General features: G+C 40.2%; 19 protein-coding genes. 11 read left to right on the plus strand and 8 right to left on the minus strand.

The window, feature by feature from the left end:
* Positions 1–125 precede the first annotated feature (125 nt).
* Both devC and ACM5QX_RS08785 read right to left on the minus strand, forming a co-directional pair.
* Entirely contained in the window at positions 126–1,292 is a 1,167-nt protein-coding gene (devC, locus tag ACM5QX_RS08780; RefSeq protein WP_414753207.1) for an ABC transporter permease DevC, read from the minus strand.
* A 22-nt stretch (positions 1,293–1,314) separates the two neighbouring features.
* Positions 1,315–2,535: an ABC exporter membrane fusion protein gene (locus ACM5QX_RS08785; protein ID WP_414753208.1), complete on the minus strand. Its 1,221-nt coding sequence runs from the start codon at positions 2,533–2,535 to the stop codon at positions 1,315–1,317.
* 323 nt (positions 2,536–2,858) lie between these two features.
* On the opposite strand from ACM5QX_RS08785, the gene ACM5QX_RS08790 reads away from it, so the two are divergent.
* The 3 genes from ACM5QX_RS08790 to ACM5QX_RS08800 all read left to right on the plus strand — a co-directional run bounded on the left by ACM5QX_RS08790 (position 2,859) and on the right by ACM5QX_RS08800 (position 4,605).
* Entirely contained in the window at positions 2,859–3,476 is a 618-nt protein-coding gene (locus ACM5QX_RS08790) for a TetR/AcrR family transcriptional regulator (protein ID WP_011317473.1), read from the plus strand.
* An 89-nt stretch (positions 3,477–3,565) separates the two neighbouring features.
* Positions 3,566–3,907 (plus strand): hypothetical protein, encoded by a 342-nt coding sequence (locus tag ACM5QX_RS08795; RefSeq protein ID WP_414753209.1) that lies wholly within the window; start codon positions 3,566–3,568, stop codon positions 3,905–3,907.
* Positions 3,907–4,605, plus strand: a complete 699-nt coding sequence (locus ACM5QX_RS08800) for a DUF6745 domain-containing protein (protein WP_414753210.1) — start codon at positions 3,907–3,909, stop codon at positions 4,603–4,605. The genes ACM5QX_RS08795 and ACM5QX_RS08800 overlap by 1 nt, the downstream gene beginning before the upstream one ends.
* A gap of 317 nt (positions 4,606–4,922) precedes the next feature.
* Here the strand turns inward: ACM5QX_RS08800 and hglK are convergent, their stop codons facing one another.
* Together hglK and ACM5QX_RS08810 are read right to left on the minus strand one after the other, a co-directional pair.
* Positions 4,923–7,106, minus strand: coding sequence for a heterocyst-specific glycolipids-directing protein HglK (gene hglK / locus ACM5QX_RS08805; RefSeq protein ID WP_414753211.1), 2,184 nt, complete (start codon positions 7,104–7,106; stop codon positions 4,923–4,925).
* A gap of 60 nt (positions 7,107–7,166) precedes the next feature.
* On the minus strand, positions 7,167–7,493 hold the full coding sequence (locus ACM5QX_RS08810) for a hypothetical protein (RefSeq protein WP_414753212.1): 327 nt from the start codon (positions 7,491–7,493) through the stop codon (positions 7,167–7,169).
* A gap of 390 nt (positions 7,494–7,883) precedes the next feature.
* Here ACM5QX_RS08810 and ACM5QX_RS08815 point away from each other — a divergent pair, with 390 nt between their 5' ends.
* On the plus strand, positions 7,884–8,345 hold the full coding sequence (locus ACM5QX_RS08815; protein ID WP_414753213.1) for a hypothetical protein: 462 nt from the start codon (positions 7,884–7,886) through the stop codon (positions 8,343–8,345).
* A 516-nt stretch (positions 8,346–8,861) separates the two neighbouring features.
* Here the strand turns inward: ACM5QX_RS08815 and ACM5QX_RS08820 are convergent.
* Positions 8,862–9,062: a hypothetical protein gene (locus ACM5QX_RS08820; protein ID WP_011317479.1), complete on the minus strand. Its 201-nt coding sequence runs from the start codon at positions 9,060–9,062 to the stop codon at positions 8,862–8,864.
* Between the two features lie 1,183 nt (positions 9,063–10,245).
* Here ACM5QX_RS08820 and ACM5QX_RS08825 point away from each other — a divergent pair.
* A complete protein-coding gene (locus ACM5QX_RS08825) occupies positions 10,246–11,697 on the plus strand; it encodes a glycoside hydrolase 100 family protein (RefSeq protein WP_414753214.1) in 1,452 nt (483 codons plus the stop codon).
* A 211-nt stretch (positions 11,698–11,908) separates the two neighbouring features.
* On the opposite strand, the gene ACM5QX_RS08830 is transcribed toward ACM5QX_RS08825, so the two are convergent.
* Positions 11,909–12,964 (minus strand): DMT family transporter, encoded by a 1,056-nt coding sequence (locus ACM5QX_RS08830; RefSeq protein ID WP_414753215.1) that lies wholly within the window; start codon positions 12,962–12,964, stop codon positions 11,909–11,911.
* A gap of 436 nt (positions 12,965–13,400) precedes the next feature.
* Here ACM5QX_RS08830 and ACM5QX_RS08835 point away from each other — a divergent pair, with 436 nt between their 5' ends.
* A complete protein-coding gene (locus ACM5QX_RS08835; RefSeq protein WP_414753216.1) occupies positions 13,401–13,760 on the plus strand; it encodes a hypothetical protein in 360 nt (119 codons plus the stop codon).
* A 117-nt stretch (positions 13,761–13,877) separates the two neighbouring features.
* On the opposite strand, the gene ACM5QX_RS08840 is transcribed toward ACM5QX_RS08835, so the two are convergent.
* Positions 13,878–15,200, minus strand: a complete 1,323-nt coding sequence (locus tag ACM5QX_RS08840; protein WP_414753217.1) for an ATP-binding protein — start codon at positions 15,198–15,200, stop codon at positions 13,878–13,880.
* A 655-nt stretch (positions 15,201–15,855) separates the two neighbouring features.
* Here ACM5QX_RS08840 and ACM5QX_RS08845 point away from each other — a divergent pair.
* Entirely contained in the window at positions 15,856–17,274 is a 1,419-nt protein-coding gene (locus ACM5QX_RS08845) for a sensor histidine kinase (RefSeq protein ID WP_414753218.1), read from the plus strand.
* 371 nt (positions 17,275–17,645) lie between these two features.
* Here the strand turns inward: ACM5QX_RS08845 and ACM5QX_RS08850 are convergent, their stop codons facing one another.
* On the minus strand, positions 17,646–18,149 hold the full coding sequence (locus tag ACM5QX_RS08850; RefSeq protein ID WP_414753219.1) for a hypothetical protein: 504 nt from the start codon (positions 18,147–18,149) through the stop codon (positions 17,646–17,648).
* 444 nt (positions 18,150–18,593) lie between these two features.
* On the opposite strand from ACM5QX_RS08850, the gene ACM5QX_RS08855 reads away from it, so the two are divergent.
* The 4 genes from ACM5QX_RS08855 to ACM5QX_RS08870 all read left to right on the plus strand — a co-directional run bounded on the left by ACM5QX_RS08855 (position 18,594) and on the right by ACM5QX_RS08870 (position 21,666).
* Positions 18,594–19,280 (plus strand): response regulator transcription factor, encoded by a 687-nt coding sequence (locus tag ACM5QX_RS08855; RefSeq protein WP_414753220.1) that lies wholly within the window; start codon positions 18,594–18,596, stop codon positions 19,278–19,280.
* A 314-nt stretch (positions 19,281–19,594) separates the two neighbouring features.
* Positions 19,595–19,867: a hypothetical protein gene (locus tag ACM5QX_RS08860; RefSeq protein ID WP_414753221.1), complete on the plus strand. Its 273-nt coding sequence runs from the start codon at positions 19,595–19,597 to the stop codon at positions 19,865–19,867.
* Positions 19,868–20,080: 213 nt separating this feature from the next.
* Positions 20,081–20,857: a GTP-binding protein gene (locus ACM5QX_RS08865; RefSeq protein ID WP_414753222.1), complete on the plus strand. Its 777-nt coding sequence runs from the start codon at positions 20,081–20,083 to the stop codon at positions 20,855–20,857.
* Positions 20,854–21,666, plus strand: a complete 813-nt coding sequence (locus tag ACM5QX_RS08870) for a metallophosphoesterase family protein (RefSeq protein ID WP_041455977.1) — start codon at positions 20,854–20,856, stop codon at positions 21,664–21,666. The genes ACM5QX_RS08865 and ACM5QX_RS08870 overlap by 4 nt, the downstream gene beginning before the upstream one ends.
* Positions 21,667–21,782 lie beyond the last annotated feature (116 nt).

Raw genomic sequence — 21,782 nt, forward strand, 5'->3', positions numbered from 1 at the left:
AAATGGGTACTGGGGATTGGGGATTGGTTACTGGGTACTAAGGATGGGGTTTCCGCCGTGAGAGGGAGCCTACTTACTACTCAGCACTCAACAAGGGTTGAACTCCCTGCTACCGCCAACAGAATTTAAAACATCTCAGCTGGATCGGCGGCTTGAAGTTTACGGGTGGCGATCGCTCCTGAAATTGCACACATAATGATTGTGAGGATTAATACTTGCAATGCCCGGATGACTGTCATGTACATGGGTAAGTTTGTGGCAGTGCGAGTGAGGTGGTAAAGTCCCAAGGAGACTGATAAGCCGGGAAGAAAGCCCAATAATGCTAAAATTACGGCTTCTTCAAAGATCACACCTAGTAAGTAATAATGGCGATAGCCGATGGCTTTGAAGGTGGCGTACTCTCGCAAGTGAGTATTAACATCAGTAGACAAAACTTGATACACAATAATCACACCAACTACAAAGCCCATTGACACCCCGATGCTGAAAATAAATCCTATGGGGGAGTTAGTGCGCCAAAAGTTATTTTCAAATTCGATAAATTCGTCATGTGTCAGCACTTTTACATCTTGTGAGAGACGAGACTTTAAGGCTGCTGCTACCTGTTGGCGATTCGCTTTGGATTCCAACTGAATCAAACCAACACTGACACTAGAAGCTGGTTGTCGAGGAAACAAGCGCAAGAAGTTTTGATCGCTGGTAATCAAAGTACCATCAGCGCTGAAAGAAGCCCCTAATTTAAATAAACCAGTAATAGTGACTGTACGTCGTTCTAGTTCAGTTTTGACAGTTTGTCCTTGTTCTAGTTGGGCGATGGTTTCTTGGTAATCACCTCTAGACGCACGGTCAAATATAACGGTATCCGGTAACTTAATTTCTGATAGTTTTTGATTAACTTCCGGAAAGTCCACAGCAGGTCTATCGGGATTAATCCCAATGACCAAAATTTCCGTATCACGGCGTGTCTGGGGATTTTTCCACAGCATATTACTCACATACATCGCCTCTGCTGACTTCACCCCTGGGACATCCATTGCTTGGTAAAGTCGCCGACGTGAAAACATAGAAATGCGTTGTAAGTTCCGCGTTTGAGAACCGATGACGATAATATCAGCCTGCAAACTGCGATGTAATGTAGTGTTACTGTCATACAGCGCAGCTTGAAACCCAAGCTGCATAAACATTAGCAAGTCAGCAAAAGCAATACCTGACAATGCTACTAAAAGCCTACTTCTTTCATGGCTCAGTTGCAGCCATCCTAAAGGAGTTCGTCGCCGCAATTGTTGAAACATAAAAAATTGGGTTGAATTGATATCACAGTTCAATGACCGCTTTAACCTGCATATTTGTTAAATCAGCAGCTTTTTGGCTAGAGGTAGGATCTAAACGAATGTGGACTTCTACTACTCGGTTATCAATATTGCTCGCAGGGTCAGTGTTTACTACATTTTGCCGCCGTATCTGTAAGCCTTTGCGTTCGACGGTTCCCTGCATTTCTACAGGTAAGTAATCACCGATAATGCGTACTTTTTGCCCTGATTTGACTCTGCTGATATCGCTTTCGTAGACTTCGGCGACTACGTACATTTGGTTTGTTTGTCCAATATCAACAATGCCATCAGTAGAGACTAATTCCCCTGGGTGGGTGTGAATCTCAAACACTTGAGCATCTTGAGGTGATGACCCTCCCAACTCTTTTGGCCATCGCACGTAGGCTTGTTGTAAATGCACTTTTGCTTGGTTCACGGCGGCTATGGCGCGATTAACTTCGGCTTTAGCAGCTTCTACATCTACGCCACGAACTTCGGTGATTTGTGTTAACGTGGCTTTGGCTTGTTGCAGTTGTTGTTGGCTGGTGGTTTGGATGCGCTGCAAGTCCGCTTGGGCTTCTTGGAGGGTTTTTTGGGCAGTTTCTAAGTTTAAGCGCTTGCGATCGCCCTCGGAAGCGGAAACGGCTCCTTGTTGATACAGTGCTTGATAGCGTTGGTTTTCGGCTGTGGCGTTTCTGACTTCGGCTTGCAATCGCGCTACAGTAGCTAGTTGTGCCGCAATATTACCTCTACCTTCCGCCTCTAACTTGGCAATTGTGGCCATTTGAGCCGCAATTTCTCCGCCTTTCGCTCCAGCTTGGGTACGGTTGAGGTTGGCTTGGGCTACTTTTACTTGTTCTTGGGCTTCTTTTAAAGCCGCTTCTAAGCGATCGCGGCTATCTAAAATCGCAATTAACTGTCCCGGTTTTACCCTATCCCCCTCTTTGACTAACAATTGTTCTACCCGACTACCTTCACTAGATGTAGTCGCCGAGAGTTTAATTACTTTCCCCTTTGGTTCAATTCGTCCTAAAGCTGTAACCGTTTTTAGCTCTGGTAACAATGCCCCCGGTGCTTGTACCTTTTGGTTAGATGCTTCCCGAAAATTTAAACCTATATAAAAACTGATTCCTATGGCAACAAACGATGCAAAACAAGCTAAAAAAATCGCTGGACGTAAAATCGATTGAGGAGAAATTGAACGGTCGAGCTTTGAATTCTGCACAATCGCTTACCTTTGTAGCAATTTCAACTTCGCTGACTCAAATCGAATTTTATTAAGTTTGTCAGTTGTCAGTTGTCAGTTGTCAGTTGTCAAGAGTTATTTTCTTCTACACCCCTACACCCTTACACCCCTACACCCCTAAACCCCGTCTCTCTCCAATTTCATAACTGATACATCTACTCGATATCTGAACTGAGATATACAAAACTAAACTGTATAGTTATATAATATGATTATACTAAACCGATTAGTTTAGTCAATAGTTATTTTAGTCATTGATTTGGACTACAGACTCAATTAATACTTCTACGGATTATTGAAAAATGGCACGCCCAAAAATTGGGGAAACAGATCGTTCAAATTCTACCGATAAAGTTGAGAAGATTCTGCAAGGTGCGATGCAGGAATTTTTGGCCCACGGCTATGCTGCCACTAGTATGGATAAAGTAGCGGAAGCGGCTGGGGTTTCCAAAGCAACAGTATATAGCCACTTTCAAGATAAAGAAGGTTTATTTAAAGCATTAATAGAGAAACTAGCCAAAAAACGCTTTCAGAAAATTTTGGGAACTCAAGCCTTACAGGGGGAACCTTATATAGTGCTGAGAAGGTTAGCGAAAACCGCCTTACATCAGATGATAGACGACCCAGAATATCAGTCATTTGAGCGCTTGTTGATTGGTGAGTCGGCACGTTTTCCAGGGTTAGCGCAAATTTTTATCGGTAGCATCGCCAAACCGGCTATAGAAACCATTAGTAAATATATAGCTTCCCGTCCTGAACTCAACATCCCCGATCCAGAAGCCACAGCCAGGATTTTGATTGGCTCACTAGTGCATTTTGTGATGACACAAGAGATTATGCACGGTAAAGATATTATGCCAATGGAGAGCGATCGCCTCATCGATGCTTTGACCCATCTCATTATTAACTGTGCCGAGTAAGCTTTTAATTTGGGAGTTTTTTAGTAATTATGTACTATAATATACTGGTATTCAAAATCTGAAATACAAGTTTTCTATCGAACTACTGTATGGTGAATGACGGCAAAAAATCCCCAATAAACCAAGCTAACGCTCTTTATCGACATGGTGACGTTTTGCTGAGGCGGATTAATAGCATTCCCAATGCTGCTCAAAAACGAGTAGGTACAACTCTGGCTCATGGTGAAGTGACAGGACACAGCCATCGCATACGGGAATCTCATGGTGTGCAGTTGTGGGTACATGGTAGCGAGATGTTTCTAGAAGTTAAACAAGCCAGTGCTACCCTAATTCATGAAGAACACCGAGCCATTGAATTACCCCAAGGGCTATACCGCGTTTGGAGACAACGGGAATACCGTCCTGACGCTTACGTGGAGGTAGAAGATTAATGCTGAACATGATGTCAGGGGGGCGTATCCCGAAGAAGCGATCGCCACAACCTCCCCAGGAAAATCATCAGCCTGTATCGCCTCAAATGGGGCGAAAACTCATCCTTGAACACCGTGCATGGGAGGGGATACGCGTTTTGGGACATCTGGATTTAAGCGGTGCGACAGAGCTTTGCAATTTACCAGAAAATCTCACCTGTGAAAGTCTAGATATTAGTGGCTGTGTGAATCTGACTCACCTACCTCAAGGTCTTCATGTCACCCGTTGGATTGAGTTGGCTGGAAGTGGAATTACAAGTTTAGGCGTGGGACACGGTTTCGTGTTGCGCTGGCGAGGTGTCGAGGTAAGCGATTATATAGCCTTTGAATCTCAGTCCATTACCGGGCAAGATATCCTAAAAATAGAGAACGTTGAATTACGGCGGGTACTAATTGAGCGCCTGGGATACGAAACATTTTTACAGCAAGTGGGGGGACTAGTACGCGATCGCGACAAAGATGTCGGTGGGGAACGTCAACTAGTGTACATCCCCTTTGAAGATGACGAAGCTCTCATGGTCTTAAAGGTTACTTGTCCCTCCACAGGACACATTCACATCCTCCGTGTCCCTCCCCAGATGCAGAGTTGTCATCAAGCAGCAGCCTGGGTGGCTGGTTTTAACAACCCAGACGACTATCACCCCCTGATAGAGGCTTGATTGGGTGAAAAAGACGCGATTTATCGCGTCTCTACAGTTGGTTTATTTGTCGCTTTCTTTTTTCAAATTGGTATCAAAAACAGCTTGCCTTAACCAAACGTGAATTCGACGGAACCTAACCCCAACCCCTTCCCTACAAGGGAAGGGGCTGAAAATAATCTATAACTGAGTACCAAATAATAAGTGTTTTAAGCCTCTCCCCGCGTCGGGGAGAGGTACCCTGCGGGAAGCAAGCTATGGAGAGGGGTTCTTCCGAATTTATTGAACTCACGTTAACCAAGAAACTCCCTAGCCAAACTTGATATTACACCCCTACCCTACGGGCAACGTGGATGAACACCGCCTTGAGTGCAAATGTAAGCTAGTTGTTTGCCATCCAGATTTTTAGCTTGAGAAAAATCTACCCCTTTAACTACCGCAGATACAGAACCTAATTCTGGGGTTTGTACGAATTGGTCTGCTGGGTCTTGTCTGTTGGGTGTAAGAATTGTGTCTTTAAAATCAGCACCGGCTACATTAGCTCCCCGCAAATCGACCAAACTTAAATCAGCATTTCGCAGGTTAGCGTTTTCTAGTTGAGCAGAGCGTAAAATTGCGCCTGTCATGCGAGTAGCGCTGAGGTCAGCATTGCTGAGATTTGCCCGTTCTAAATCAGCGCCGGAGAGGTCGGAACTTTGCCAATCGGTTTTAGTTAAGTTGGCAAATGATAATTGAGCGCCTATGGCGATGACTCGACTAAGACGCGCACCGTAGAGGTTGGCTTCTTGCAATTTAGCATCACCTAAATCAGCCCCTGTCAAGCTGGCATTTTCTAAAACTGTACCTCGCAGATCAGCTCCTACTAATTGGGCGCTGCTGAGGTTAGCACCAATTAAGCGTGCATTAGATAAATTAGCTCTGTTGAGGGTGGCGCGGCTTAAATCACTACGAGTCATGAGGACACGACTGAGGTTAGCATCAGTGAAATTGGCTTGTTTCATCTGGGCTTGAGTTAAATCAGCGATCGCATCATCGTAGGTATCCCAGCGTCCATCATCACCGACACTGCGAAAACGGCTACCCTTAAAACTAGCTTGGTTAAGATTGGCAGATTTGAACTTAATGCCTGATAAATCAATATTGTCTAAAACCAAGTTAAAAAAGGAACCACCCACAGTCCCGCTTTGGCCTAGTTGAGTCCGACTCAGGTCAAGTCCTAAGGTTTTACCACTATAGACATTGAGAATTTTATTAATTGTCTGCTGGTTAGTTTGTAAGCGTTTTTGGCGAACTTCTCGTTCTGGGGATGTGCTACCAACAGAGTCTAATTCTGTTGCCAAAAACTGATTTTTGTTTTGTAATTCGGGGATAGCGGCGGTTCCTACACTTGTGAGTGCCTGTTGAATGGTATCTATGAGGATGGGGTTAGTTTCCTTCACCATCATGTCCGTCAAAAATTGGATAGATTGGAAATCTTTGAGACTACCCAAAGCCAAAATTGTCCTCTGACGGTCTTCAATGCTGGCTCCAGACTCAGGACTTAATTGTTTCACCAGTTCCAAGAACTGCTGACTGTTAATTTTCTGCGATTCCCGATTTCCTTGCTGAGTTTGGATATAAACTTGAGTCCCAATTAAAGTAGCCAGTACAGCCGTCATACTGGTAAGGGCAACACCAAATAGGGTGAGACTGGGGTTTTGCTGCATCCGTCGCCACAAGGAAATCAAGCTACTGTTGTCTGTGGTGATGACTTCTGCTTGGGGGTAGCTCATAGCCATTGCAGTTGTGGCTAAGGCGGCCTTTCCTTCCTCTGGTTGAGGACTGACACCAGATAAACTTCGTCCACTTGGGGCTACATCTGGAGATGGTACAGGGCGATTGGCATCGGCTACATAAGTACCCGCCAACCAATCATGTAAGGCTTTCCGTCCCCGACGTGCGGGTAAGGCTAAAGCCTCGCCTATGACCATTAACACCGCCAATGATGTAAACAAGCCCAAGTTGGGAAAGGCAAAACTGTAGCGCCAGAGAATGTAAGCAACGGACATAGGTACAGTCCAACGACCAATACCTTCACGGACGACAACGGCGGCTAAACCTGGGGGAGTACCTTCTTCGTTGACTACCTTCACGCCAAACCAGCGCTTGGGCAAAGTACTACCTGTTTTCGCTAGTAAGTATAATTGCCACCAGGAAAGAGCTGTGGGTGCTAACAAAGCTAACATCCATAGGTAATTAGTCGGCCAAGCTACATTTCGTATACCATAGTCTGCCGGTAATGCTAAAGGTCTGGCGATCGCTCTTTCTGCAACTACTAATCCTGGGTTGAGGGGTTCTCGATTAATATCACTTCTGGAATTGATATATGCCCCTAGACCAAAAGGAACTAAGCCAGTGGTAGCCAACAAGGTAATTTCCGTTGCCCAAGCGGCCAAGCGCCTTGTAGCTAGGGGTAATGAATTGGGTTTTGCTAAATTTTTGCTTGGTGGATTATTACTTTTTTTAACAATTGGAGTCGTCATTTTTAGATAATTCCCTTTAAGTTTATTCTTTTGCCGCATTCCGGCATCGTTAACATAAGACTATTGCTTATTTTGAGAATTGCCAGATACAAAAAATTTGTATCCAAGATACACTAACCCAGCTAACAGCGCCAAAGATATTGCCGATACAACGACTTTTAACACCATTTGGGCGATCGCTATGCCTAATACTACCGACACACCCACAACTATTAGCTTTTTTGTCCCGGATAAGCCATTAAACCAGAGTTGTAATTTCTGAAAACTAGCGTTCTGATTTAGCCAATTCAATGGCGAGTTTTTTTCTGGCCCTGGAGACTGGGCATTCATATCCGCCTCTAGCTGTCGGAGACGACGCTCTAAATCATCTTCTGGTTGAGGACTCATGAATCTTTTTTTACCTCAGTTAAGATATTTAACAATGGAATTTGGGATGAGAGAAATGTCACAAACCAGGAGCAGGAAGCAGGGTAACAGGTAGTAGAAGGGAGAAGTTACTGAAACATTTTCCCCTTGCCCCAATTCCTATTTCTTCCCCATCCCCATTACCCCTTATCCCCAGAGGGGGCCCCACCTTCCCCATTCCCTCTTTTCAATACAGCTATCCTATTAATTAGACACTTTATCTAATCTTTAACATTTAGCCATATATTCATTAAATTAGTAGATAAAATTTTATACAATCCACTTTGGAACATAGACGTAATAGCAACGTCTTTTAACTCAGACTATTTATTATATATATCGCTCTAAAAATAGTCGGGAGCATTAATTCATATGAAGAAGTTTAGCCTATTTAAAGTTGTTCCCGCAGCTTTAGCGATGATTTTAGCATCAAGTCAAGCTAATTTAGCTCAAGTACCATCAATTCAGATCAATAGGAAATTGCCTTCAGAGCCATTGGTCTTGAGTGGTCAGTCTGGTGGAACAGTCAAAAGCAATTGTGGCAATGTTGCTGCTACAGCCAATCAAATTATCGAAGTTACAGAAGCACTACCTTATTTACGATTGACTGTTGAAGGTCAAGGTAAACCCACATTATTGATTGATGGGCCTGGTGGACGTTTCTGTGTTTTAGCAGATACTTACTCAGGCAGTAAAGCTGAACTATCAGGTTATTGGCAGCCAGGAAGGTACTTGCTAAAAGTAGGGAATATATTACCAGGACAGCATAATTACAACCTCTCAATTTCCCAAGAAAAGCTGCCCAACAGCAGCAAAAGCATCCAGTTTCGGTAGAGGAGCAGGTTTGATCTGAGCGGAGTCGAAGGGGAACAAGAAAATTCTGAGTAATAGAACTTACCCATGAAAACGAAACATCAAGGGTGTGTTAGGCGCTGATTTCCCTGATGATTGCTCACAAAATAACTATCCTCGCGCCTAACGCACCGCCTCATAGAAGGTGCGTTACGACTAAATTTTCTTGTCTCTCAGTCCCAAATTCTTTCATAGCCGTAACACAACGGCAATAAAGCGGGAAGAAAATCTACACCGCTTTTTGCCTCCCCTACTTAAGATTTACTTTATAAATGGTCTCTTAGTGCCTGCTTTTAAAACTAGACAGACAAGCTTCTAGGTGTGGACAGTCTTCGCACTGCATTTCTTTACCAGGGTTAGCACATCCACAAGGAGGATTAACAAAACAATCATTTGGATTTGTGGGGAATAAATGCTTTTTGCATAGCAATTGTAAGGCGGCTTCATGTAGACAAAAAATACAATCTTGCACCATTCTCATCTCCTTATAAGGTGGAATTATGACGCTACTGACCACCTAATCCAAGCTGAAACTTGGTCTTCCACTACAAACACTCGTTTTTGCGAATTAGCAGTTTCCGCCACCAGCACTTTCAGTGTCACCGTATCTATATTGTTAATCAGGTAGTTTCCGTAACCAACAACTTTTCCCAAATGCCCAGTTTGTTGATTAAGTACATAATCTCCTGTGGAGAACATAACAGTATTACAACTTTTAAAAATAAATTCAACATCCTATATTGATTCTGGATGAACAATTTAGTAAAAGCCTCATACTTGTAGATTGTTCTAATTGAAACCCCGGAAATATATTCCAGTTCTTTACTCTCTGTCCTTGGATATAATCAAGACTTACGCACCCAGGTTGTCTATTGAGATTGAGTGTAATAATGTAAACGTCCGAACCCTTGATTGTTCGTTATCACGGGTAAGTTTTAACCTTTGTGCAACTTTTTCCTCGTCTTTACGTCTCACACTGAGAATACCTAATTACCTATCGTAGATATTGCCTACGCCATACTACCTGCTACGCTCTATAACTACTTAGCCTAACATTTTCATGAAAACCCCATCATAATCGCTGCGAAACTTGCATTCATAGCTGATTAAATGGCGGATAACAGGAGCATATGCTGATAATCACTAATTATTGGTGAAATTAGCAAAAATACTCAATTTATTTTCAGTAAAATCACCCTTATTTAAATTAAGCTACTGAGTTTATGCTAGCGTTTCAAAGATTACTTGCTAGCCTCCGTTTTCTTATCTTATATTGCATTAATTTATAGCTAGATGTATTGCTGTGATTAATTTATAGGTAATTGGCTTTCTAAGGCACAGCATTTAATCTTTCAGTGGTGTACAATATATAATCCTTGCGAAGTATTGACTTTTTGGAGATTGTAATTATTCATATTGCATATTTTCACAAAAAGTTATAAATTATTAATCTGTAGGGGAAAATGAGTCTTTAAAACCAAATCCTAATTTATTCAGGATATGAGGAACTATTAAGACTTCATCTAAACCTTAAACAGCCCCAGGGATATGTTTTTATTTGGTAAAGCATAGTTCCAGCAATAATAATGGAACGACAGATAATCTAAAAATATATCTTTATAGTACGGTTTTTAGTAATTGCTTGATAAGTTGAGGTAATTAATTACAGTGATAGCTGTAACTTATCACAAGCATCAGTGATTGCTAGCAAATTAATTGTGCATTCAGAATTATAACAATCAACGGCTTTTAAAATTTATAGTCGGTTGTTATCTCAATTGATGTAGGCTATTTAAACAATTATCTTTGCTATTTATGTGAAGGTAAGACTACCAAAGCGCATCTACCAACAATTCACACCCCCAATGGAGTTAATCTGGCGATGCAGAAGCTAAACGGACTGCTAACAAATGACATTATAGAAGAATCAGCATGGGAAGCTATAGAAAAGTCGATTTTATATTATAAAGGTCATCCGGTAGGGACGGTTGCAGCCTTTGATGCTTCTGTAGAAGCATTAAATTACGACCAATGTTTTGTGAGAGATTTTGTTTCATCAGCATTAATTTTTTTGATTAAGGGTAAAATAGATATTGTCCGCAACTTTCTAGAAGAAACATTAAAATTACAGCCTAAAGATAGACAGTTAGATGCTTATAAGCCGGGGCGGGGATTAATTCCAGCTAGCTTTAAAGTAGTCTCAGATAATGGTGAAGAATATTTAGAAGCGGATTTTGGTGAACACGCGATCGCACGCGTTACACCAGTTGATTCTTGTTTATGGTGGATTCTCTTATTGCGTGCTTATGTAGTAGCCACCAAAGATTTTTCTCTAGCATATCAGCCAGAATTCCAAACAGGTATTCGGCTAATTATGGAAATATGCTTGGCAAATCGTTTTGATATGTATCCAACATTATTGGTTCCTGATGGTGCCTGCATGATTGACCGCCGATTAGGTATTTATGGTCATCCTTTGGAACTACAAGTTTTATTTTATGCGGCGTTACGTGCAGCCCGTGAAATGTTAATTTGTCAAGGAAATCAAGATGTTGTGGAAGCAATTGATAACCGCCTACCGCTTTTATGCGCCCACATCCGCCAACATTATTGGATAGATATTAATCGCTTAAATGCAATTTATCGCTTCAAGAGTGAAGAATACGGTAAAGCAGCAGTCAATTTATTTAACATTTATGTAGACTCTATTCCCTATTACGAATTAGATAAATGGTTGCCCAAAAAAGGTGGTTATTTAGCTGGTAATGTTGGCCCTTCCCAGTTGGATACTCGCTTTTTTGCCCTGGGTAATTTGATGGCGATTATTTCTGACTTAGCCACAGAGGAACAGTCACAAGCTATTATGACTCTCATCGAAGATAGATGGGAAGATTTGGTAGGAGATATGCCAATGAAAATCTGCTACCCAGCTTTAGAAGATGAGGAATATAGAATTGTCACAGGGTGCGACCCGAAAAATATACCTTGGTCGTATCATAATGCAGGAAGTTGGCCAGTTTTGATGTGGATGCTAGCAGCAGCATCTGTAAAAGCTGGGAAACCTTATATAGCAGGTAAAGCCATTGAAATTGCTCAAGCACGCCTTTTAGAAGATGAGTGGCCAGAGTATTACGATGGCAAAAAAGGACGACTCATCGGTAAACAAGCCAGAAAATATCAAACCTGGACAATAGCTGGCTTTTTATTGGCGGCGGAATTGATGGCAAATCCTTCTCATTTATCATTAATTAGCTTTGATAAACTACCATCAGAATTGGTTTCCAGAGCGTGTGAGTTTGAAATTGGCAGTGTAGATACTTCTATCTCTCTATAAATTTTCATCTACATTTATATGCTCTAAGATTTTATATGCGTAACCCCTTGTAATTGCCAGGGGTTTTTTTATGAGAAATTAGTACGTCCATCTGAGCAAGGCTTCCAGAGCGATCGCCTCTGGCGGACAGGTACACTATCCCACAACCTCAAGCTAGATGACGAAACCAAGTACTAGGGTAATTTTAAGACTTGCGTGTACACCGCAGGTTTTATAGACCCTTAAATCCTATATCCATTTCTACCTTTTGTTCTGTGGGAGTTGAAGCAATTGGAGATTTATAAGAAGTTTGACGGCTTTTGCTAACTTGGCTGAGAAAGATACCTAACATAATCAAGCTACCACCAAGATATTGAGCCATAGTCGGGACTTCACCTAATATGAAATAAGCTGCCATAATACCTGCAATTGGTGTAAATGAAGCGACTAAGGATGCTGTAGAGACAGTAGAACTTTTCAACCCTATAATCCAGAATGACTGACCTATAACCACAATTACACCACCATAAAGAAACATCCATTGCCACAAAAATGGTGATAGGACATCAGCAAAATGATCTCTACCATAGAGTAATAGAGCAATAAAGAAAAAGATGACGGTTCCCAGTGCAGTCCGAAAGATGCTGTAAATTCCTAAAGGGATATGAGTTAAATATTTTTTACCGATAATTGTAGAAATAGCTAAAGTGATAGACCCTAAGGCTACTAGAAATTCTCCTAAACCCAATTGCCAACCTCCCATATTCATCATGTCTGACCCCGGAGGTTGAAGGATAATAGTTAAGATAACACCAGTAAATGCGGCGATCGCTCCGATAAATTCCCCAAAACCGATCCGCTCTTTTAACAACCAAACCGATAAAGCCAAAGCAAGAGTTGGTTCTAAGCGTCCCACCAAAATCACATTATTCACCCCTGTGAGTGACAATGCTTGGAAAATTAAGCCAGGCGCTAGCGCTCCTGATAAGATGGCTACTGCTGTTAAACCAGCCCAATCCTTCTTGGATAGTTGGGCTAAAGTAGCTTTGTTCCACTGTCTGTTATAGATGAGGAGCATCACCATCAAGGCGCATAAGTTCCCCACAAACAAAACATTACATAAAGAAATGGGATTGCGTCCATCAATAAAGTGACGAGCGCCAATTTCCGTGAGCTTCCGGGTAACTGCACTAGATGCACCAAAAATGAAGATGGCTAGCCAAAGATATACTTGTCCAGAAACTCTGCGGATTAGGCGACTTCGTCCTCTAAATTTAATCACAATCACATCACAGCAATAAAAGCATCATTCGCTATGGTAATTTACTTCAATCTATTTAAAAATTAGGTTTTGCTGAGAATAACCTTAAATAGGAATTAGGACTGACGCACCCAGATTTTCTGTTGATATCGGGTGTAAGGTTTTCAAACATTTATACACGCCAGTTTGTACCCTGCGGGTTCCGCTTTAGCGGTACAAGTCGGGAAACCCCCCACGCAAATAGCTCCCCTATACCCTTCTCCAAATCATCTTTTGTTTTCATGCGTAAGTCCTAAAGGATGAGACTTTGAGGATGATGTGAGTTTCTGAAAAAACGCTGAGAATTAACTTAATAGAATTAATAGATAAACTCAGGAAAATCATGAATTGGTTTCAATAAGCTCTCAGTCCTCAGTGGGATAGTTTAGATGTTCGAGATAAATCAAACATCCAGGAGTTACCAATGAAACTCGCGCCATTAATTACAACTTTTGCATTGACTGGTTTTTTAACGGTTTGGGACGCACCATTAAAAGTAATCAATCCTGCATTAGTTCAAGCATCAGCTCAAGAATTATCAGTAAGTCAGAAAATATCATTAGTTACTAAAAATAAGGGTCAGATTGGTGGTGGTGATCAGTTGCGTCGTTTCTTTTTCGGAGATTTGGAACCGATTGGAATTCAACCAGGTGGCGCAGGCCATGTAGTTAACCTTTATAACAAAGCCAACAATGTGACATTCTCTTATTGTTCAACTTATGATGTAGTTGTTGCAGTTAAAAAAGGCAAGGTAGCTAAATTTGAACCTAATGAAGTGAAGTAATCATAGGCTGTACATAAAAAATAATCAACAGTCTTATTGCTGAATTAGGGAAAAATGGAAATAAGCATCATCCTTTTTCCCTTTAATTATTTCCTCATATGTTTTTCTATTAAATTTTCATGAAGTTACCTTATAAATATAATCTTGGCAAACTTCAAAATGTCCCAGGCTCTTAAAAGTAGCTATAGGTAATCGCACACTCACCATAGTACCTTTTGCCGTATCAGATTCAATAGATAATTTCCCATAATGAGCATGGACGATGCGTTGGACAATGGCAAGTCCTAAGCCAGTGCCGTGAGGTTTTGTAGAAAAGAATGGCTGAGTTAATTTTGATAAAATTTCTGGGGGAATTGGTTCACCACGATTACAAATATTTATACAGACTTCATCTGGCGATGAAATATTTACTTCCCATTGAACAACCTCTCCGGCTGAAATTGCCTCACAGGCATTGCGGATAGTATTAATAAATAACTGTTTAAGTTTATCTTTATCTGCTAATATTTTAACTGAAGTTGATGAGGGAATAAATTCAATTTTACGTGAGAGTGCTTCTGGCATTTGACGCACTAATACAAGTAACTCACTAATAAATTTATTAACCTCTAATTCACATATTTGTAAAACTTGAGGTTTTGCATAAAGCAAAATTTCACTTAGTAGATTATCTAAGCGACAAGCTTCACTAATTGCTAAGGATAATCTCTCTTGAGCAGCTGATGACAAAATTGTTTTTTGAGAATATTTTAATCCCATGATCATGGTAGTTAAAGGATTGCGAATTTCATGCACAATCATGGCTGCAAATTCACCAATAGCTGCTAGTCTTTCCTTTTCTACAAGCTTGCTTTGTGTTGCTTTTAATTCTGCTGTACGTTTTTCTACTTCCGCTTCCAAAATATGATTAAATTGGCACTGCTCCTTATATAAGCGATAATTATCAATGGCTGTAGCAGCACGTTCGGCAAATAATTCTGTAAACTGGATTTCTTCTGGACTAAACTCTCGTGATTCGTGATGAAATGAGCAAATAGTACCAATTACTTCGCCTTCAGCAGTCCGTAACGGTATCCCTAAATAAGCTCGATAACCTTCTGGAGGCTGACCATATTCTGGATGTTTACTTGTATCTTCTACTACTAAGGAGTTACCAGTTTCTATAACGGTGTTAGTTAGGGAACCATGTAGTGAATAAACGTGTTCGCCTACACCCATATTAATATTACTGGCTAGGACTTTCTCAAATCCTTGTTGACACAATGTGACTACCGACCAATCTACATTGAGTAACTTGCTGACTCCACAAGCAATGTTAAACAGATAGCCGCTTAGTTCTCCAGTCCGATAGTTTAAAGATGATAAAAGAGCGATCGCCAGACGCTCACGTTGCCACATTTGATTTTGCAAAAAAATTCCATCATCAATGGCTTTAACCATAAATACCTATAACAAACTTCGGGAAATTATTTTGGAAATATCTATGTTAAATTACGGTGAGAAACTTCTGATTATCTCCCCAAGAAGATATCAGTTTTATAGATATAAGTACTGAGATATTTATATTTTTTTAACTAATTAAACAAGAAGTAACCCAGTGTCAAGACTAAATTAAAACTGAAACTGTTAAATGCTGGGTTTTAACAATACACTACTGATAATATAAAGCCCAAGGGATTATTAATCTTTTGTGAAGTTTATCAGTAGAGATAGAATGCAGGTATTACTATAAGGGCTTTCGGAATCATGGAAGTTTTTAGGAAATTCTCAGCTTAAATTAATTTAATCACTAAGTAATATATTTTAATTAATATTAAAGAGATAAAATATCGGATACTTAACCTGCATATTTTAATTTAGGAACAAAAGCCCACAAGGATGGTATTCCAGATATAAAACCACTAGCAAGTGGCAACTGACACGCGCAGCACAAGGAAAATATTTGGTATTTTATTGGTAATAACTACCCTATTTACTTTAGTCTGCAAGAGCGGTAATTGTAAATCAGCTATAACTAAAGATGTAGGGGTTAACAGTCAAGCTAAATTTAACAGCTTGATTTTATTATCAAAGCCTTATTTGCTACTCAAAAACAGTGAATAACATTAAAAAAAATTGGATAAATATCGACCCATTTTCCCTACAGTTACGCCTAACAGTTGGTATGGCTTCCTTTTCAGCTTTGGTATTAGGTAGCCTGGCTACCTGGACAAGTTGGAAGATGCAGCAAATTTTAATTGATAGCCGTAAACATGAGGTAGAACAAATAGCCAAGCGTTTACCACAAGACCTGCAAATTTATAGCAGAATGATGCAACCTGAGATGAGTTTACAAAAGGCTATTAATAATTTTGCGAATACTAACACATTGATATGGTTTAAAAATTCTAACAATGAAATATTATCAAAAACTGAAAATTTAGATTTATTACCTGACTCTTTGGTAGCTAAGTTAATGAAATTGACTCAGATGCCGATTAAAGCGCAAGTTTATCAAATTAATCCCAGCTATTTTGTTGTATGTGGAACTTCTATCAAAGTCCAAGGTAAGTTGTTGGGTGAGTTATTTGTAGTCAAGGATATTACCCGCGAACAAACCATGTTTGTAGCAATGGTGCGTAATTTAGGTATTACTAGTATTCTGGCAATTATTATTCTGACTGTAGCGATCGCATTTTATATCAGGCGCTCTCTACAACCTTTGCGCCAACTCAGTCAAATGACTGCTGTGATTTCTGCCGAAGATTTAGGGCAAGCCCAATTATATCTTGATAATGCTCCTAGCGAAGTCAAGGAACTAGCACAAACCTTAACTATGCTTTTATCCCGTCTCGCCCAATCCTGGGAACAAGAGCGGGAATTTGTCAGTAATGTTTCTCACGAATTACGTACACCCTTAACGATTGTATATGGTTATTTACAAAGCGTATTGCGGCGGCAAAATAATTTAACCCCTCTTCAACAAGAAGCTTTAGAAATTGCTGCATCAGAAGCGGAAAGAACTATCCGTCTGCTGCAAGATTTACTAGATTTAGCAAGAGCAGATAGCGGTTATTTATACTTTCAGATGAAAACTTATGTGCTGAATGACATAGTTGCAGAAATTGTAGTCATGGCTGAAAAGTATAGCGATCGCCTAATTACTATCGAGTCAACAATTTCCCCTATTGAAGTGAAAGTAGATTACAGTCGCTTTAAACAAGTATTACTGAATTTGATTGATAATGCTGTTAAGTATTCTGAAGCTGATACACCCATAACCTTTAAGTTAGATCAACTTCAAGACACAGCAATTATTCAAGTTTGTGATCAAGGTTATGGTATTCCTTTACAACACCAAGCCCGGATTTTTGAGCGATTTTATCGTATAGATGAATCTCGCTCCCAGGCGACTGGCGGCTGTGGTTTGGGCTTATCGATTGTCAAAACGCTGGTAGAGGGTATGGGAGGTAGTGTCAGCGTGCAATCAAAGTTAGGAGAAGGGAGTATATTTACAATAGTTCTGCCTAGATAGACAAAGTATGAATCAATTCAAAATACCCTACAGGAAGCTAAAGCTACAAAATTCAAAATAGCCGCCCACAAGTAGTGAGTTTTTCAATTTAATTTTTTCTGAGAAAGAAATTAAATATAAAATTTTATATTTAATTATTGAATTTATTAACTATAGGATTACTATTTGATTTGTCAATTATATGTAAGGTGGGCAATGCACACTAAAACCCTGATATGGTGGGCATTGCCCACCCTACAGATACTTACGTTTGTTCAATGTTTAAATATGATTCCTATAATTAGTTAATGAAGTATATTTCTTTAATTCAAGAGTCAGATATCAGATAAATTTGACTTCTGATTCCTGACTCCTAATTGCTCACGTATATACTAATTCTTATCATAAATATCGATCCTGGCTGTACCAACAGGAATATCTCCTGTCAATCCAACCCTTCTAGCCGTCACGCCGTAAAGCAGTACGTCTTGACCTATGCCATTTCTTCGTACACCTGTTAGTTCTACTTCTACAGAAGCACCAGATGTTACAGGTTCATCAAAAGTGATTGACAAATTTTCTTTACTAATCTCTGTTTTAGCGGAAATTGCTTTACCTGATTCATCCCTAATTCTCACTCCATTAAAACGTTCCATTTGACTTGGTAATGAAATCATGAGGTCTTGCAAAGACATACCTACTACTGCCAGTCGAATAAAGTGATTACCATTCCGGACACCAGAGTTTGTAATATGGGGAACGTTAACATTTAGCGCCACCTGAGATAGTTTGTTGATATTTGAACCAGGTTGTTCATGTCTTACAGGTGTAGCTATAGCTACAGCAGATGTAGAAAGAATAAGAGCAGATAAGCTACCGTAAATTAGACTTTTCATGATGCAATTTTCGTTTTTAGGTGAATTACTTGCTTGGTGTTAATCAAGCAGTGTAATTAACAGGTTGCTTCATGAAGATGAGTTCAAGCTGATATATAAATTAAAGCAGTATGAAATTTGATGATCAATAATCTTATAAAAATCAGCATGACATTGAAAAATTAAGGATTTTCTCAGCAAAAACTTAAAATTCATTCAAGAAAAACTCACTTTTATCATTAATGTTTTGAAAAGCTGATGCAGAGGCGGAAATTAATTTTATAAACCAGATTTGAAAAAAATATTTAATGCCTTTAGGATATGAATCAATAATATTGAATGACTCGGTTGCAGGTATAGCACTGATGACCGATAAACTTGAGTGTCGAGTTATTTCTTAATAAACCCAGAGTTAGTTTAAAATCGCAATTTTCTTGGACAATGACCAATGATAGGCATAAAAATATGACAGCACACATTCTTTTGGTTGAAGATGAAGTTAAATTAGCGCGATTTGTCGAATTGGAACTGAGTAGTGAAGGTTACAAAGTCAGTGTCGCCCATGATGGAATTACTGGACTCACCTTGGCGCGAGAGTCAACACCCGATTTAGCAGTTCTTGATTGGATGTTACCAGGACTATCGGGTTTAGAAATTTGTCGCCGTCTGCGAGCAACGGGTAATTCAATACCTGTAATTTTATTAACTGCCAGAGATGAAGTGAGCGATCGCGTGGCAGGATTAGATGCAGGAGCTGATGATTATGTAGTCAAACCTTTTAGCATTGAGGAATTATTGGCAAGAATTCGCGCTCATCTGCGCCGCACCCAAGAAACAGATGAAGATTTATTGCAGTTTGAAGACCTAAGTTTAAATCGCCGCACTCGTGAAGTGTTTCGGGGTAACAGAGCAATTGAATTAACAGCAAAGGAGTTTGATTTATTAGAGTATCTTCTTTCCCATCCCCGTCAGGTTTTTACCAGAGATCAAATTCTCGAAAAAGTTTGGGGTTATGATTTTATGGGTGATTCCAACATCATCGAAGTTTACATCCGTTATTTGCGGCTGAAGTTAGAAGAAAACAACGAAAAGCGTTTGATTCATACAGTCCGTGGTGTAGGATATGCACTACGAGAGTATCCCAACAAATAATTTCAACGTAGAAAACTTATACCAAATTAATATGAAGCTGTGCCAAATAAAGGATGTAGAGACGTTGCATGCAACGTCTCTACAGTACAGAATCAAGTGCATCTATGGCTACGCCAGGCAAGCTACATCAAGAAACGGTATTACCAATTAAGAATTTATAGTGAAAAAGTGACCAATCACTCAGATTTCCATTGACTACGAACACAAAATCATTAGCAGGGGTTGTTACTGTATTCCCTGAAGATTCCAGCTTTTTCCCCTTGAACGACTGGTGTCTAATGTTGTGGCCTTAGTTAAAAGTTTGATGGTTGTAGATGAATATAGGAATAATTGAGCCTTACAGTGACGGATTTTTGGAAGTCTTACCAGAAGGTGAAAGCAGCGACTATTGGCAAATTGCCGCTATACACATCAATGGTCAAGCTTACTGCCCTACTCCTCAGCTTTATCGTTCAGAAAAACTAGCCTTAGCAAAAGCTGCAAAAATTTATGATTGGATAGCTGAACAAGAATCAGACACCAGTGATGGGACTTACTACTGTTCTCCGTTGCAACTTATTCTCTGGCAGCAATCTAAGGCATCTTAGGGAACACCAATAAATTATTCCAAATTGACGGTTAGTAGGGTGCGTCAGTGCCATAAAACCTACCTGTACCAGGAAATTATTCATACTGACGCACCCTACATTTTGGAAATGATAGGTCATAGATACCCGACTTTTTGAAAAAGTCGGGTATCTGACTAAAGTATATTTCAGATATCACTTTGCAAAGTGCATGAAAATGATTATCATTTAAAAATGAATTTACCAATCATTACTGTCGTTGCCGGCCCTACTGGCAGTGGCAAAACTACCTGGATTTGCCAACAAATACGAAACACCACCTCCCATGAAAACATCATTTACTTTAGTCCTGGGACTGGTAAAGTTCCCATCGACCAGACACGAATAGCAGCAGAATTCCCAAAAGTCAAAGTTTTTAGTGATGGGCAAGAAATCGAGTTTTTGTCCGAACTGGCAACAGCCGGAAATGCTTATATAGAAATAGGGTTTTATTTAGAATTAAGCGCTATCCAAACAATATTAGATAATTTACCTTATCAAGCCGTAGCTGTTTTACCAGCAAACCTCCCAGACTCTGAATACCATACCTGGGCTAGAAAAATTATTATTGGTGCAGAGATTAATGCCACCATCATACCCACCCAAATGTGGCGCGTACCCAGCAACGGTCAAGTAATTGACGAAGATAGTTTAAAAGAGTTTTGGTACGAAATTACTTATGGTGCTTATGGTGTAGTTAACCGTGCCAAGGGTATTTTTGATGTTGCTGATGGTAGGTCACTTTATGCAGATTTTGTCGCAGGTATACCTACGACTGATTTTCTGGAATTAGACTTACCCCGCCACTTAGCAGGCAGACCGCAAAGGTTTAGTGGTATAGAAGTATTGGGAAAAAACTTAGATGAGTCGGCAATGAGACAGACTTTGGCAGATTGCTATTTAACAGATGCAGCGATCGCACAATACCAAGAACAGGTAACACAAATTTTACTAGAGGAAGGTAGCGAGTGAAAATAGCAGTTATGTCCTGCATTCATAGCAACTATGAAGCCTTAGATGCAGTTTTGTTAGATATTGACCAACAAAAAGCCGACCAAATCTATTGTTTAGGCGACTTAGTAGGATATGGCCCATATCCTAATGCTGTCGTCGCACAAATTCGCTCATTAGATATTCCCACCTGTGTCGGCTGTTGGGATGAAGATATTGTGGAAGGTTTAAACTCCTGTGAGTGTAGTTATCCTTCACTGTTAGCGGAAAAACGCGGTAAACTCGCCCATGAGTGGACACATAAAGAACTCCATCAAGAAAACCAAGAATTTCTCGCCCAATTACCCCACACCTTACGTCAAGACAACTTGGTTTTCGTTCATGGTAGTCCCCAGAGTAACCATGAGTATTTGTTACCAGAACTTGATGCTTTTGCCGCCTTAGAAAGAGTGTTTTCCACAGATGCAGATGTGCTATTTTGTGGACATACTCATGTACCTTATGTCCGTACTCTAGATGCAGGCAATTTACAAGTATCCGTCAAGGGTGTGGGAATAGAACAGAAAGCAATTAACTTTTCTGCTTCAGTAAAACGAATTGTCAATGTAGGTTCGGTAGGAGAACCGAGACACGGGCGACCAAATGCCACTTATGCTATTTATGATACCGATACTCAAGAAGTAAATCTCAGAGAAGTACCTTACGACTATCAAAAAACCTGCGCCGCCATCATCGAACAAGGCTTACCTCCCATCTTTGCTTGGCGTTTAGCCCAAGGTTTGGAATATGCAGAAAGGGCTGATGACCCCACTCATGTTTGTACTCGATGAAGGGGATTGGGGATTGGTCAATAGTCAATAGTCAATAGTCAATAGTCAATGGTTTTTTGTTTCCTTGCATCCCTAGTGCTTTTTGCAAAAAATAAATTATGAAATCGAAGAATTTT

The organism is Anabaena sp. CCY 9910 (assembly GCF_963920875.1).
In the GTDB taxonomy this organism is placed as follows: Bacteria; Cyanobacteriota; Cyanobacteriia; order Cyanobacteriales; family Nostocaceae; genus Trichormus; species Trichormus variabilis.

Excerpts from the sequence above, each read along its gene's own strand:
- devC (WP_414753207.1), bottom strand. The coding sequence starts at position 1,292 with ATGTTTCAACAATTGCGGCGACGAACTCCTTTAGGATGGCTGCAACTG.
- ACM5QX_RS08790 (WP_011317473.1), top strand. The coding sequence starts at position 2,859 with ATGGCACGCCCAAAAATTGGGGAAACAGATCGTTCAAATTCTACCGAT.
- ACM5QX_RS08795 (WP_414753209.1), top strand. The coding sequence starts at position 3,566 with ATGGTGAATGACGGCAAAAAATCCCCAATAAACCAAGCTAACGCTCTT.
- ACM5QX_RS08800 (WP_414753210.1), top strand. The coding sequence starts at position 3,907 with ATGCTGAACATGATGTCAGGGGGGCGTATCCCGAAGAAGCGATCGCCA.
- hglK (WP_414753211.1), bottom strand. The coding sequence starts at position 7,106 with ATGACGACTCCAATTGTTAAAAAAAGTAATAATCCACCAAGCAAAAAT.
- ACM5QX_RS08810 (WP_414753212.1), bottom strand. The coding sequence starts at position 7,493 with ATGAGTCCTCAACCAGAAGATGATTTAGAGCGTCGTCTCCGACAGCTA.
- ACM5QX_RS08815 (WP_414753213.1), top strand. The coding sequence starts at position 7,884 with ATGAAGAAGTTTAGCCTATTTAAAGTTGTTCCCGCAGCTTTAGCGATG.
- ACM5QX_RS08820 (WP_011317479.1), bottom strand. The coding sequence starts at position 9,062 with ATGTTCTCCACAGGAGATTATGTACTTAATCAACAAACTGGGCATTTG.
- ACM5QX_RS08825 (WP_414753214.1), top strand. The coding sequence starts at position 10,246 with ATGCAGAAGCTAAACGGACTGCTAACAAATGACATTATAGAAGAATCA.
- ACM5QX_RS08835 (WP_414753216.1), top strand. The coding sequence starts at position 13,401 with ATGAAACTCGCGCCATTAATTACAACTTTTGCATTGACTGGTTTTTTA.
- ACM5QX_RS08840 (WP_414753217.1), bottom strand. The coding sequence starts at position 15,200 with ATGGTTAAAGCCATTGATGATGGAATTTTTTTGCAAAATCAAATGTGG.
- ACM5QX_RS08850 (WP_414753219.1), bottom strand. The coding sequence starts at position 18,149 with ATGAAAAGTCTAATTTACGGTAGCTTATCTGCTCTTATTCTTTCTACA.
- ACM5QX_RS08855 (WP_414753220.1), top strand. The coding sequence starts at position 18,594 with ATGACAGCACACATTCTTTTGGTTGAAGATGAAGTTAAATTAGCGCGA.
- ACM5QX_RS08860 (WP_414753221.1), top strand. The coding sequence starts at position 19,595 with ATGAATATAGGAATAATTGAGCCTTACAGTGACGGATTTTTGGAAGTC.
- ACM5QX_RS08865 (WP_414753222.1), top strand. The coding sequence starts at position 20,081 with ATGAATTTACCAATCATTACTGTCGTTGCCGGCCCTACTGGCAGTGGC.